Annotated in this window: 11 protein-coding genes; 9 read left to right on the plus strand and 2 right to left on the minus strand. The window is 47.1% G+C overall.

All coding sequences use genetic code 11. The annotated features are described in order from the left end of the window. Window positions 1–14: 14 nt before the first annotated feature. The 4 genes from JOD78_RS21705 to JOD78_RS21720 all read left to right on the plus strand — a co-directional run bounded on the left by JOD78_RS21705 (window position 15) and on the right by JOD78_RS21720 (window position 6,087). A complete protein-coding gene (locus JOD78_RS21705) occupies window positions 15–1,487 on the plus strand; it encodes a hypothetical protein (protein ID WP_209569592.1) in 1,473 nt (490 codons plus the stop codon). A 55-nt stretch (window positions 1,488–1,542) separates the two neighbouring features. Beyond that, entirely contained in the window at window positions 1,543–3,471 is a 1,929-nt protein-coding gene (locus JOD78_RS21710; protein ID WP_209569591.1) for a hypothetical protein, read from the plus strand. A 116-nt stretch (window positions 3,472–3,587) separates the two neighbouring features. Continuing rightward, window positions 3,588–5,501: a hypothetical protein gene (locus tag JOD78_RS21715; protein ID WP_209569590.1), complete on the plus strand. Its 1,914-nt coding sequence runs from the start codon at window positions 3,588–3,590 to the stop codon at window positions 5,499–5,501. Next, window positions 5,488–6,087, plus strand: coding sequence for a hypothetical protein (locus JOD78_RS21720; RefSeq protein WP_209569588.1), 600 nt, complete (start codon window positions 5,488–5,490; stop codon window positions 6,085–6,087). The genes JOD78_RS21715 and JOD78_RS21720 overlap by 14 nt, the downstream gene beginning before the upstream one ends. Here JOD78_RS21720 and JOD78_RS21725 read toward each other — a convergent pair. Beyond that, complete coding sequence (locus JOD78_RS21725) at window positions 6,070–6,591, minus strand: YbfB/YjiJ family MFS transporter (protein WP_348534281.1); 522 nt, start codon at window positions 6,589–6,591, stop codon at window positions 6,070–6,072. The two genes, JOD78_RS21720 and JOD78_RS21725, sit on opposite strands and share 18 nt — an antisense overlap. Before the next feature lie 593 nt (window positions 6,592–7,184). After that, window positions 7,185–8,705, minus strand: coding sequence for an OmpA family protein (locus tag JOD78_RS21730; RefSeq protein ID WP_209569585.1), 1,521 nt, complete (start codon window positions 8,703–8,705; stop codon window positions 7,185–7,187). Between the two features lie 392 nt (window positions 8,706–9,097). On the opposite strand from JOD78_RS21730, the gene JOD78_RS21735 reads away from it, so the two are divergent. The 5 genes from JOD78_RS21735 (at window position 9,098) to JOD78_RS21755 (ending at window position 13,698) form a co-directional block, all read left to right on the plus strand. Continuing rightward, on the plus strand, window positions 9,098–9,316 hold the full coding sequence (locus tag JOD78_RS21735) for an antitoxin MazE family protein (RefSeq protein WP_209569583.1): 219 nt from the start codon (window positions 9,098–9,100) through the stop codon (window positions 9,314–9,316). Next, entirely contained in the window at window positions 9,313–9,639 is a 327-nt protein-coding gene (locus JOD78_RS21740) for a type II toxin-antitoxin system PemK/MazF family toxin (protein WP_209569581.1), read from the plus strand. The genes JOD78_RS21735 and JOD78_RS21740 overlap by 4 nt, the downstream gene beginning before the upstream one ends. 315 nt (window positions 9,640–9,954) lie before the next feature. Continuing rightward, entirely contained in the window at window positions 9,955–11,190 is a 1,236-nt protein-coding gene (locus JOD78_RS21745) for a hypothetical protein (RefSeq protein WP_209569580.1), read from the plus strand. Next, entirely contained in the window at window positions 11,183–11,746 is a 564-nt protein-coding gene (locus JOD78_RS21750; protein ID WP_209569577.1) for a hypothetical protein, read from the plus strand. Before JOD78_RS21745 ends, JOD78_RS21750 begins: the two co-directional genes overlap by 8 nt. Further along, window positions 11,734–13,698, plus strand: coding sequence for an AAA family ATPase (locus tag JOD78_RS21755; protein WP_209569575.1), 1,965 nt, complete (start codon window positions 11,734–11,736; stop codon window positions 13,696–13,698). The genes JOD78_RS21750 and JOD78_RS21755 overlap by 13 nt, the downstream gene beginning before the upstream one ends. Window positions 13,699–13,717: the final 19 nt, after the last annotated feature.

Raw genomic sequence — 13,717 nt, forward strand, 5'->3', positions numbered from 1 at the left:
CGTGGAGGAGACAGATGAAGAATCCACAAGCCGCTATCTCATATGAGCAACTGCATCTTTTTCGGCCATCTACGGCGGCGTTAGAGGACGCGGGATATGGAATGGTGGCGCACGTTCCATCCATCTTCGATTCGAATTGGGTCTATCAGCGTGACTTCTCAAGCTATTTACATGAACGCTCAAGAGGTTTAGTTGACTCTTCGTTTATATGGGCTGCGGCAGAAGCATTAGAAGGCATGGGGCACCATGAGCACTCCAGTCGACTGCGTGGTTCGGCGAGAGCCGGGCGCATATTGACTGAGCAGTCCATCGTAACAACTGCGCGTAAGCTAATAAACTTCCTTGAGTGGTGTAGCTGGATAGGCCGATATCGAAAGTCGAAATACCGACAGTCTTACAAACAAGAGGAGGAAGGCTCATATTGGAAGTGCGTAACTTATAACGATCTAGTCTGCCTATATGCCGATCAGATGAGTAAAGGAATGTGGGGTACAAAACGTCTTGCGGCCAGCACAGTCAATGGTCGTGTCGACGAGGCTTGCTATTTTCTGCATTGGGCTGCCACGAAGGGACTTCGGGAGCCATTTTTCATGGATGTCTGTTTAAGAGCTGAGCAGAGAGGTGGCGCGAGATCGAAAGGGGAGGCACGGGAGGTCGCCGGGAGAGTCGGCCGCGTGCGCGAAGATCCTGCTTTACTAATAATGCCGCTTGAGAAGGACGTCGAGCAGTGGCAGAAGTGCGTCGCACTGGAGTTTGGCTACGTAAAGGGATTGATGTGTCGCCTGATCGAAGATTGCGCAGTCCGTCGTGAAGAATGTGCACTCTGGCGGGTGTGGACGCTGCCAGAGGAAAAGTCTGAATGGCAAATTAGTCTGAGCGGTGCATATGTCACAGTCTGTATTTGCTATGGAGCTAAAGGGGAGAAATCGATCAATGATCGTGGAGATATAGTCGGTCCGAAAAGATACATCCGGATGTCTATAGCAATGGCAGAGGAATTGCATCACTATCGGGATGTCATGCGCCCGCGGCTGCTTCGAAACTATGTGATGGCTGGGAAAACAGCGCGGGAGAAGCAGCTTCGAAGAGAGCTTGCGAGTCCAAGGCTGTTTCTCAGTGAATACGATGGTACCCCCATTTCTGGACGATCCTTATATAAGGCTTGGACTCAAGCCAGTTATCAGCCAGTGGTGAGATGGCATCCCCACCTTATGCGCCATTATTGGACTGTGACAACGCTTTGGAAGGAGCGAATTAAAGCGGCAAAGGCACTCGAGTTGGAACACGAAAATATCGTGTTTACAGGTGATTGGATTTCCGGTGAAGGTCGTTCCGATTTATTGCTAATTGTTCAGCCGCAGCTTGGGCATATTAGCGAGCGCAATGTAAATGCTTACTTGGTATGGTTACGTCAGAAATTCGATGCCAGTTCTAAACATGATGATTGGTTGCGTAACTTGGGAGAGGAGATGATTTATGCGGCCTAGATTAAAAAATTCTACGCATCTCAGCTCTTGTGGAAAGAAGAACTTAGCATCCAATGTGATTCCAGCTCCGTTCTCGGAGCCGGAAGAAGATAAGCTCTTTTTTCTTACTACGCATCCAAAGAGACCAGGACTGGTCGATCTGAATGAATTTGTAGTCGGCGTCAGTGCTGATGACGATATCCCAAATATCCGGAAGCGGAGGTTCTTTTTCTCTGGACGTCCTAAATTGATCCGAGAGCTATCGGGGCATTTGTATAGCCGACTCCGGAAAAGTAGCTCTCCCTCGGTACAGGCACTAATCTCAAAACTAAGATGGTGGTTTGCGTTCTTCGACGAGTTCGAACGCGAGTTCCCACATGTAAAGAAGCTTGAATCTGCGGCCGACTGGAATGGACTCCACTACGCATTCTATCGCCTTGGCATGATAAACGGGAATCGGATATGTTCACCAGAGGTTGCAGAGGCATTCTTTTCTCTCCTCGCTTCTGCGCGAAGAGACAGTGGAGTGTCGTTCTGGTGGCAGGCCATCCGTGTTCCGTCCAAGCAGCGCCCGCTTATGACAAATAACGAGGTGCGTCTGCTCTATCAATTCTTTCGCCGTATTTGTAGAGACGCCTTCGCCAGAATACAGAGCGCGGAGTGTAGAGATACGACGCGTGATCTCCATCTAGCGTTAACTGCTAAGTTCCCTGATACGGTGCCACGCCAGTCTGAAGTTTCGGCGCTATTTATGTTGTTGATGATTCAGTCTGGATGGAATGCGCAGACAATAATGGACATCGAAATAGGAGAAACTCAGAGCGGAGATGAAGTCCCGTGTATTAGGCCGTCCATCAGCAGTCCTGCAACCCATAGTCGATTAATTTCAAGGAAAGAACGGGGAAAGGGATCAATCCAACAGACTGAGAGCTGGGATAAGTTTCCTTACTCACCTTCAAATATTATTCGTTTTCTTGTGCGTTACACGGAGCCAATTCGTAAGCTATTTTCCGAAAAGTTGAGCACCCTGCTGGAAATGAAAGAGCAGGAGGTGGCGCGAGGAGCCAATTCAAAAAAACTTAAAGAGTTGGATCTAGAAATAGAGCGAACGAAATATGGAGTTTCATCTCCATGGCTTTATGTGACGGATTCGCGAGATCGCTTTTCGTGCGTGAGAAGTGTGGCGCATATTGGTTTTCATATAAATGGTCGTGGACGTAGAAGTCCTGTGCAATTCGCCACCCAGTCAATAAACAACAATATCGCTGCAACGGAGCAATTGGCAAAGCAGGCGGGTCAGATGCCCCGCGCAATCGAAATTCCGATTAGGGAGGGGTTTCAACCTTCGGATTTTCGCGATGCTTTCCTCGTCTGGAGGTATGAAAGCTCCGGGTACTCCTTGGTCGAGGCTCTTATCGCATCTGGCAGTGCTAACGTAAGTGCACTTCGTACTTACTTTAATAAGAAAAGAATAATTGCCCACTCCAAACAGGAGATGATCCGAGGTGTCGACGCTATCTTGGAAACGATCAAGGTCATTCCCTATGGGAATGCCGCATCAAAGAGCCTCCCCATACTATGTGCTGGACGGGTTGCCGGTGCATCAGACCAACAGATCCAAAGATGGCTCGACGGGAAAGATAGAACACTCTCTGGTACCGGTTGCAGCAATATGGTTCATCCTCCTTTGCGAATAGATCCAAGTCATATTCCGGGTCATATTTGTGGTCCGCAGAGATGTTTCATCTGCCCAGAGCACGCGATTCTGATTACCGATGAGCGAGGTGCCAATGATCTGGCTCGGGTGCGTGCCGAGCTTTTGCACGTACAGAAATCAATATCGAAGGTTAGTTGGTATGAATCTTCATGGCCAGAGGAGCTGCACAACATCGAGTTGAGTTGGCAGCATTTCGTCTGTTTCGATATTGATGAGATGTTTTCGCGATGGTTGCTTGAGATTGACGAGGGGCGGCATCGGCCAATTCAACTGGAAGGGTATAGCTAATGCCACAGTTTGCGAAGAGAGGATTTCAGGCTAGTGGCGACCTTATTGTTCGTCGGAGCGCTGTACTGAACATATATCCAGAGCATCGCATCCACCGATTAGGAAAGGAAGAACTCTTGGATCTGCAAATCCGGCTTGGTCTGGGAAGTAAATGGGGCGAAATTACAATTCCGGAGCCCTGGCGTCCGAAAGGGCGAAGCCCATCCAGCTTTCGCATAAATCTATATGTATATCTAGCTAAGCATTCTCGTGACGCTGTTATGACTAATCAAGCCGTTCTTGTCGCGATGCGGATGGTGCTGGTTTGTTTTTGTGCTCCTGCGAATATGAAGCAAGGCTACATGATGCCAGCCACAATAATTTGCATCCTTCGGCAGCGGTGGCTGGATATGCTGAGACTTGCCCTAGGTAAGGGTGCTTCAAGAAGTGTAGGCCTCTTTGAAACACTGTCTCGATCAGACTTCCCGTCGAATAGTCAATTCGATCTGAGATGCAGAATTGAACTGCAAAGATTTTCTAGGCTGGCATCAATGGGTTATTGGTCCGAGATATCTCGCGCCGAGCCAAGCGCATCGAGTACTTATTTGAGCTTCCGCGGAGCGCGGGTGCTGCCGGATAGCGTAGAAGAAGATAAGTTTCGTCCCTTACCAGATCAATTTGTACATTTAACGGGGAAAAGGTCACTCTGGATAGTCAATAATCTGTCAGAGGAGGTGATTGATGCGCTTGAAGAGGGGCTTGCGATTAGCAGGAAGCCATCGAGACTGCATAAAGGTGGCCCTGTAAGCAAGCACGAAAAGACTGTTCGTTGGAATTCGTATTTAGCGCGCCGTGTGTGGAAAACGAAGGAGGTTTCATTTTTAAATAAGATTGTTTGTAAAGGCAGAACCACTGTAAAGAATCGCTTCTTAATGTGGCCTCCCAGGACATGGACAGATTTGCGTCTCTTTCTGAAGATTTTAGAGATGGCTAACTGTTTCATCATGGCGCTTAGTACAGGACCACGAGCATCTGAACTTTTGAGTTGGACTACGAGTTCAATTGCCGAAGACGCTGAGGTAGCAGATGAAATTAGGGGGAAGACGTGGAAGATGGTTCAGAGCGTACATGGTATCGAAAGGAGCTGGCCCCTTCCAACCGTTTCCCAGAAGGCTGCGGTCAATCAACAAAGGATTGTTCGGTTGCTGGCGATGGTGCTTGACCCAGATTTGAGCCATCAGGACGTCCGAGATCGGACTTTTCCGCTATGGGTGGTTAGTTTCCCTCAAGGGACGCTGACCCCGCTGGTGAATATCGGTCCGGAACTACGTTGGTATGTGAATGCAATCGGTACGATGCATCTATTGGACAGCCAAGCGCTGACAAATCATCGTTTCCGCAAAACTATAGCAAGGTTAATTGCAATCGCCTTTGTGCATTCTCCGCGAATTCTGATCGACATCTTTGGCCATAGCTCTATTGACATGACCATTTCATACATTATGACTGACCCCCAAATTGTGGCTGACATCCGCGAAGCGAGATCGGCGATTGTAAAGATGATGGCAAAGGAGGCAATTCGCTGCGCTGATGAAATGGGAGGACCTGCTGCTGGGAGGTTTCGAGAAACTGTACGAATTGCTCGGACTATGGGTGACTTTAGCGCAGAGAGCGAGGACGACCTGGCGAGCATGCTTACGGAGGCAGGGCGTACATGGCTCAAGCCACGCGATGGAGTCATCTGTACGAAAGGGCGGGGCGTATCAGGACCATGTGCTTTGGGTTCGAAGAGGGTGAATACGGCAAACTGTCAGGTAAATTGCAATCATCGTTTGGAAGAGCCGACAGCAAGAGCGCAAGCAAACTCAGCGGTTATTCGGTGTATCGAGAAAGTCGAGCTAGCAGATGCTTCGGGCGACTTGATACAAGCTGATATCTGGGAGCGCAGACTTGTCGAGAATCTACGGCGCTTCGATAGTTTAGTCGACAGCTGGCAAGGGCATCCAACGGTCGATGCGGCTTGTCAGAAGCATCAGCGTGGCGCAGCCTGACAGGAGAGAAATTGTGACTCCAAAACAAACAAAGTATGTTCATCCAAATCTTCACGCCGCAGCACAAGCCTATGCAAAGAGGCGATCAGACGAGCTTCAAAAGAAGTGGGAAATCACACGTGACCTGATGGACAGGGAAATCGGTGAGAACGGTGGATTGTATCCATATAATAAGGGAGTGCTGACGCTCACAGAAATCTGCCGGCGTGCTAAATTTTCTATTCAGGCTTTGTATGTGAAATCGGGTTCTGGCCCTCGTCCGCTCTTCTCGGAGATTATGATTTGGTTAGAGTCAAAAAGAGGCAAGCGAAATGACGATATTCAGTCCTCGGAGCGAATAGATAGTAGTGCATTTTGGAAAAGTAAATTTGAGAAGATCGCCAATAGTATTTGCATAACTGAGCTTGATCTTAGGGAGAGTTATCGATTAAATCGTGAGTTGACCACCGAGCTTGCGAAGGTGGTCCAGGAGACCAACGCCCTTAAGGTGGAGAACGAGGCACTGCTGAGGGAGTTAGCCCAATTACGGCGCAAAATTAACCCGTCAAAAAAGGTTAGTGGAATCCGATCAGGTACCGCTCGATAAGATAAATACAGGTTTAATAGCTAGTCCTTGAGTTACTCTTTCCGTACCGGAAATGGTGCGTTGAAAACAGGCAAACAGCGCCCCTAAAAGCAACGTCGCTAACGAAAAAACAAAGCCCCGCTCCAGCCCGCCCTGTCCATCGGAAATCCTGCCGATAACGACAGGCCCAATAATCTGACCTAGGGCGAAAACTGTGGTGAAAGCGCTGATCCCTGCAGCCCATAATGGGGTTCGAAGGTTGTGGCGAATCAAGGCAGTGGTTGATGCGACAACCGATAAAAATACGGAGCCGAACAAGGTCCCAGAGATCAACAGCGAGAATATCTCGCGCGAGAACAGAGGAATGGCCGTGGCGAGTGCAAGAAGCAAATTCAAAATAGCCATGGGTTGGCCGTCGTGATAGCGGTCAAGCAGTTTTCTCCAAAGAAGCGATGACGCACAAACACCCACACCGAGTAACGTACAAAAAGATGATGATGGTCCGGCTATCCATTCCCTGTTCACGTAGAAACGCGACAATAAACGTCATGTACCCGATGTAGCAGACGCCTTTCTGTGCCCCCATAGATTTAATTAAATAAGCTTGCTATTCCGGGGACCTGTTCTATAACTCAGGTAACTTCCGGAATCCGTCGGGAAGAGTGCCTCCAGTGGCGGATTGATACGCTACCTGAAGATCGAGAAAGATGGGACGTAAGTATCGCCGGAAATTTTGTGTCGGTGAACGTATGTTATGGCTCAAGAGGACCTAAGTATCCCGATGGTAAAGGCGGATATAAGGGGCCCACGCGGGTAATAAACTTACCATTTAAATTGGCCGAAGAGATTGATCACTATCGTGAATCAGGCGGCCGAGCGCTCGGCGAATATACGTCGATAGGTCTACTTCTGTGTCGGAGCAACGCAGACGAATCAAGGAGAAAGAGTCTCGGTTATTTTTAAGTGAATACAGCGGAGAGCCGATATCTGCCAACACTTTATATAAAGCGTGGAAAAGTGCGAGCTATCTTCCCGTTGAGCAGCAGTCAGCGCGTGGTTACCTTCGTACCGCAATGATAAGCACTCTTCGGAAGGGCAGTTTACGGCCAAATTTGTACTTAATTGGGATTCTGCGGTTCTCGACCTCTAGCGGTCTTTTGATTGGCCGCATACATAATTCGAACCTCGACGCGACGGTTGGGGGCATTGCACTGCTGAGCCTCGTAGGGCATGGTCGCTCCGCCGACCGGGCAATTTACTTTCGGTTCGCGACTGCCTGCTCCTTCGAAGGCGATGTCGAGTTGGGGGATTTTGAGCAGCTCCTTCAATTTTACGGCGACAACTTCCGCACGACGCTCCGAGAGCCGCTGATTATCGCCCAGCTCTCGCTCCATCTGACCGGCAATACGGCGGGGATCACTATGTCCTCGCACGATAATCCGCGCAACCTGGCCATCAGCTTGTATCGAAGACGCAAAGGCTTTCAGTGCAGTATCAGCCTCTGGCGTGAGTTCGTACTTTGCCGTCCCAAATAGCATATCGTTTGGTAGATCAAAACAGGGGTTTAGTGGAGGTCTGGCCTCAATTATATGTACGGCACTCGTATCGATTCGAAGCATCACCTCTTGTAATGGTTTAGGGTCAGATTCGAGCCATCCTGGACGGTTAGGATTTTCCAATGTGAACGAAAGATATGTGGTATTTCCAACGCTGGTCCAAAGTACATTTGCATGATGGATCAAAAGCCGGTCGCCTTTGCTTAACCGATGGCAGTCCAATAGCGGGCGATTCAACGCATCAGAAATTCGCTGCATCGACTCCCGCTCTGTGACAGGTACTTCGATGCTGACATTCATCATTCGGATACCAAGCTGTTGAAACACGACGTGAACGAGATCCATCGTTCCCCGGAGGGGGATCAGCGCAACTAGCGGTAAGGATAGGGCGAGGAACAGGCGAAACCGCGCCGAGGTCCAATAACTTTTCTTTGGCGGAGGCTTTCTGGCCCTACTGACATCTCCATTTGAAAACATAAGCGCGATGAACCCGCCAACGAATATGCCGGCTATCAATCGCCTTACAGAACTCGCATGAATAGTTATTGCAAGCGACACTAAAAAAAGACATGAGAGTAATGAGATTGCGGTATAGACCGCACCCCTCAGCTCTGGGTGCAGAGGGTGAAAGTTTAGCCTTGACGTACGCGTACTCCGAAATCTGACGCGATGAGCCCATCTAATATTCCATTTTTTTGGTAAATGCCAGGATCTCAATCCCTTCATTCCTCGCCGTCGCCTAAAGCGAATGCTATTCCTGAAGCAGACTATTAAATTGACCAGCCATATTGCCGATAGCGCGCCGAAGCCTAGCAGCATTATGTAGACTAAGCCAAAGCTCATTGCTACAAAAACGAAGAAAATAACTTCCGCAGCAGTTAGGCCAGCTGGGAAAAATCCAATTTCGAACAAGTAAGCAAACACAACGATTGCACCAATTGCTGCTGCGATCTTATAAAACAGCGAGGCGATAGTGTTATAGGTTTCCCCTAAGTCCTTTAGTGAACGTTTCTCGCTTGGTTTTACGTTTTGTTTAATTCGAAATACCCCGATTTGGCTATTTTTTCTTGCGTCGTGTCGCATGTAATAAAAGGCCTTTGGTTGCAAAAACGATTACGGGTGTCTAGCTGGAGGCATACTAATTCATAGTAACAACACCACAACCGAGAACGTGGAGGCTAGTTATAACCCGCGTCCCATGTTCTGAGCAATTCTCATGGCTTTCACTGCGATACCTCCGCTAAGCAACTACTGCGAAGGCGGCTATATTAGTCCCTGCCTCTAAGGCCATCTGCTATTGAATACTGGGAGGCATCGCTCCCACAAATTTATGCCCCGGCTCTGCCTGATGGAGCTCAGACACAAACACATTTTCAAAACGGACTCGGCCCCATCAAAATTCTATCGCGAAAAGGTATGTTACATGTAACATGTGATAACTGCGGAATGTTTGTGTAATTGAAAGGGATGTCAACATGGCGCATGTCAATTCACGAGTTCAAAAGCACCGCGACGCCATGCGGATGGCGGGACTTCGTCCGGTGCAAATCTGGGTGCCGGATACGCGGCGCCCGGGCTTTGCTGAGGAGTGCCGCCGTCAATGCCTTCTCGTTGCTCAGGTCGATATCGATGATGTTGCGATGAAGAAATTGATGCTCGACGCGTTGATAGACGTGGATGGCTGGACGGAATGATACGCGGCGACTTTGTGAACATTGCCATACCAGGCGACATTGACAAGCTAAGGCCTGCTTTGGTGATCCAGGCCAACCAGTTCGGAGATCATGCGAGTGTTACGGTATTGCCTATCACTGGCCGGCTTGCAGCGGCGCCGTTGCTTCGCGTTACGGTGCAACCGAACACAGAAAATGGCTTACACAAGGCTTCGCAAGTAATGGTAGACAAGGCTGTAACCTTGGCGCGCGAAAAAGTGGGGGAAACATTTGGTCGCATTGACCCGGATGCTCTGGTTGAGGTTGAGCGTTGTTTGGCAGTCTTCCTAGGCATAGTCAAGTAACGGGAAATAGCTGCTTTCTAAGGGCGGTGTGGAGAAGCAGAATAACGGCCTACTTCACGCATCAAAACTGGTGCGGAAAGGAAATCCACTTAATGAATATCCCAATGTAGTCCAAAGATTTTCAGCCCAAATGTGCAACGTAAGTGACAAGGCCGTAGCGAGGAAAGCGTTGAGAGTCAATTAAGCTATCAGTAGATGTCATCTCATCAGTTAGATATATATAATGACTTTTCCATAGGGAATATCATCGCAACACTCTGCGACCCACAAGATTCCGGGGGGAATCTTGTGTAACTCAAAATCAAATTCAAAAAAATGGGTTTTGATACGATCAGTCGAGAAAATGGGGAGAAGGCGAAAGGCTTTCGACTCCAAAAACTTCGCGCAGCCAATTTGATGCTTGAGACGCTACAGAAGCGTCCGAAGGCCATGTTCTATGCCGCTATTGAAGTGGTAGAAGACGTTTTCCTGACGACTTACGATAACACTGGCGTCGAGAAGAACTATGAAGAAGACAAAAACTACGACGCCGATTCGAATTTCACTATTTTCTCTCCTGAAGTTGTCAACACACTGGTTAGCTTCTTTGATATCTACATTAGCCACTGGCAAAGTAGTGAAAGCGTCATACTGGGTTTCTACACAACCGCGAGTATTGGGAAGGAAAGAAAGAAAAGCTTGGATGATGGAACTCAGCTTACCCTCCCAGCGGAACCCGTTCTCCAAGTTCTGTCCTCGACCAACGTTTACTCAATAGATATTTGCACACTGGTGCAGCAAATACTGATTGAGGAATACAGCCGCCAATACTGCGGAAAAAAATCATCGGGAAATTTGGAAACGTTGAAGAAGTGCTCTGCGGATGAATTTCAGAAATTTCTGTCTAAAATTGCGTGGAGATTCGGCCAGGAAGATGAAGTCGCGCTAAAGGAAAGAGTTTTAAGTTTGATTAAAAACTCTCGTCTGCATAATTTCAAAGTGGCAAATAAAGAAGAAATTATCTGGTCTCTCATTTCAGAAGCTCTAGACGAGAGGCAAAATCAAAAAGACTTTGTCCAGCGGTTCGTTTTCTCTTCTGAGATCGAGATGATCTTTAAGCGCGCCGAATCGGAAGAAATAAAAGATGTTTTAGATCCGACGTGGCAGATAATTCAACAGCTTCAAGCGGGGATTACGGATAAGAGAAACCTGTCAGAGAAGATTCTCGCGATCTGTCCAAATTACGATTCTAAGAGAATGAAACTGGCTGCTAGAAGAGCAGTCGCTGCGAAGATCGAACAGGCGAATAGTGACAAGAGTTTTCTCGCGCTCAAATATCGAGTACTAGAGGCCTGCGAAAACTATCTGTGTGACTTGGCGATCGCAGACTCAATTAGCGACAAGGAGTTCGAGAAGATTGTTGATGAGCTTCGTGATCTTGCGGACACCAATCTCCTCGAACTAAAGAAAGACTACAAATATAGTGTGTCAAATAAGATCACCATCGCAAACATCATTATGGATCTTATGGACTCATGTTTTATCTCACTAGATAGAGTCCATCATGCTTGATTCGCGCAAGAAAAGTCTGATGTATGTGTCTGGCGATGACTTTTATTTTTTCACTTATTCGATTTTTATCGCACTAGATGTGCTCGGCTGTGTCAGCGGAACTTTCTTCAAGGACTACAGGAAACTGCCATTTCTGATTGAATTCGTCCGAGACGAGAATTTACTTTACATTTTAGAACAGACCACCAAAATAGCCGGCCCCTCCTCAGCAACACCAGGCGTTCGTCAACTAAATCCAATTGATAGAGATTATCTCTTTCGAAGCTATTCGAATGGAATAGCTAGACGTAGCGAGATCCTAAAGCTGCTATTTACTTTAGAAAAATCTGGGTATGTCGAGCTTTCGAAAGGGGATCGAGGTATTCAAGCAATGGTGGACGTCAGCCTTTCGAAGGAAAGGCTCCCATCTACATTTTTAGATAAAAAAATGTTTGCCAAAGAATACGCGAACATGCGCAGGTTGAAGAGTCACGTTAAGCGCTTATCGGTACTTACACACGATAGCTTGCTGGAGCGACTTTACGAAAATCAAGGGGTAAAGACTTGGGCTCTTTAAGAATTAACCAAGTTGTCTATCAGGGAGATAACTATGAATTCCAATCTCCCATCTTTGAAGACAATATCGTCCTTATTGAGGGCGATAACGGTACGGGAAAAACCACCTTCTGCAACCTGATCTACTACGGATTAGGTGGCGGCGTTGTCGAGTTCAAAAGAGATGCCGACAAAAGGCATGTGGAAATTGCTGACGACACTAATAATTATGTAGATCTCTATATTTCTTTATCCGGGAAAAACTATCAGCTACGTAGATTTTTACAGGATAACGATATTTCCGTAACTGAATACATCGTTCAGCAATCGCCCCAAGGCCCAAATTATCTCTATGGCGCCAATGGAGTGGAATTTGCTACGCGAGTCTTTCCCGTGAACCGTTCTTTGAATGCAAGTGAAACATTCTCTGACTGGTTGCTAGAACAGCTAGGAATTTCAGTTGTGGAGTTATATCAGGGATTTGACACATTCAAGATCAACTTCGTTGATCTAATGCGTTTAATTTATCACGATCAGAAAACAGAACCTGAGAACATTTATAAGAAGATCGACACCAAGGTTACCTATTTCTCCGACTCCGAGCTGCGTCGAAAAGCTGCTTTCGAACTATTAATTGGAAAGTCGTTTTCCGACCTTTACGATGCCATAGTCGAATATAAAAAAGCCGAAAAAGAACAAGCCTTAGCCAAAGATTTGTTAGATGAGTACCTACTCTTGGCAAACAAGATTAAAGGTAATGCAGAGATCGTTAACCGAACATTTCTTGAGAAAGATCTGAGAGAAGCCGAGGATTCGATCAACCGATTGCAACACGCAAGAGAAGCCTTTAAAAGAAATCGATCAACAGAGGGCAATGTAGAACCTGCAATTGCGCAATTAAAAAATCAATTACTCGCTGGCGAAGTGGAAGTGTCGAAGGCAAATGAGCGTCTTCTCTCTCTTTACGATGAACGATCGAAGCTAACAAGCGTTCGCGACTCAACAGCTGGTGAAATTGAACAGCTGAATAAAGTTATTCATTCTCACGATCAGTTAAATCTGTTTTCTGCGGACACTTGCCCCTATTGCTTGAACCCCGTACATAGAGCTACAGGTCAATGTGTTTGCGGAACTCCTATTGACGAGAAACAGTACGAAAGATTCTTCTACACCTCCCAAGAATACAAGGATATTCTCAAGGCTAAGATGAAGTCGTTCTCAACGATCCTGACGGCGATCGAAGGATGTAGTGAAGAGGTAGCGTCAACTCGGGACGACATTAGCAATCTAAATCTTCAGAACTTGGAAATCAAGACGCAGCTTCAAAAACTGGTTAGCAGATTCGATGAAGATTTGGACCTAGACACGCTGAATGACATCGACGACAAAATTCTCGAAACTAGAGAGAAGGTTGCGTTACTTCAACAAAAGATTGATATCGAGGTAAAGCTAGAAAATCTTAACAAGAACTATGAAGCTAAGCGAAAAGAAACCAAGAAGGCAGATGATCGACGTCGTCAATTGGAAATCAGTACAAGATCTGAGATCGGCGAGAAGGTTAAGTCGTTCAGCACTATTTACAATGACCTAGTAACTCAGACTTTGAAAAATTGCCGCTCGGCGCGAATTAGCGAAGATGATTACTTCCCGGTGATTGATGGCGGTGTGTACAAGGAGAGAAGTTCGGCGGTGTCCATTCGCTTGATGTATTTCCTAACTTTACTGAAAATGTCTTTGAGCGAAGATGACGTTCCGTTTCCTAGGTTCTTGCTGGTAGATACTCCTGAGACGGCTGGGGTGGAACTTCCAACATTGATTGGATGTATCGAAAAACTCCGAGACCTAGAGGACTATGATGAGCCCTATCAGGTTATTCTCACCACAGGGTTGGCAAAATACCCAGCGGATTTCGTTAAATATCGAGTCATGTATATGCCAGACAAAACAAACATGTTGCTTACCAAAAGGCATTAATCATCATTCTTACCAAGAT

The organism is Herbaspirillum sp. 1130, from assembly GCF_017833835.1.
GTDB classification, from domain to species: Bacteria; Pseudomonadota; Gammaproteobacteria; order Burkholderiales; family Burkholderiaceae_D; genus Herbaspirillum; species Herbaspirillum huttiense.

Bases quoted from the DNA above. Each gene is read 5' to 3' on its own strand.
- JOD78_RS21705 (WP_209569592.1), top strand. From the start codon at position 15: ATGAAGAATCCACAAGCCGCTATCTCATATGAGCAACTGCATCTTTTT.
- JOD78_RS21730 (WP_209569585.1), bottom strand. From the start codon at position 8,705: ATGCGACACGACGCAAGAAAAAATAGCCAAATCGGGGTATTTCGAATT.
- JOD78_RS21735 (WP_209569583.1), top strand. From the start codon at position 9,098: ATGGCGCATGTCAATTCACGAGTTCAAAAGCACCGCGACGCCATGCGG.
- JOD78_RS21740 (WP_209569581.1), top strand. From the start codon at position 9,313: ATGATACGCGGCGACTTTGTGAACATTGCCATACCAGGCGACATTGAC.
- JOD78_RS21745 (WP_209569580.1), top strand. From the start codon at position 9,955: ATGGGTTTTGATACGATCAGTCGAGAAAATGGGGAGAAGGCGAAAGGC.
- JOD78_RS21750 (WP_209569577.1), top strand. From the start codon at position 11,183: ATGCTTGATTCGCGCAAGAAAAGTCTGATGTATGTGTCTGGCGATGAC.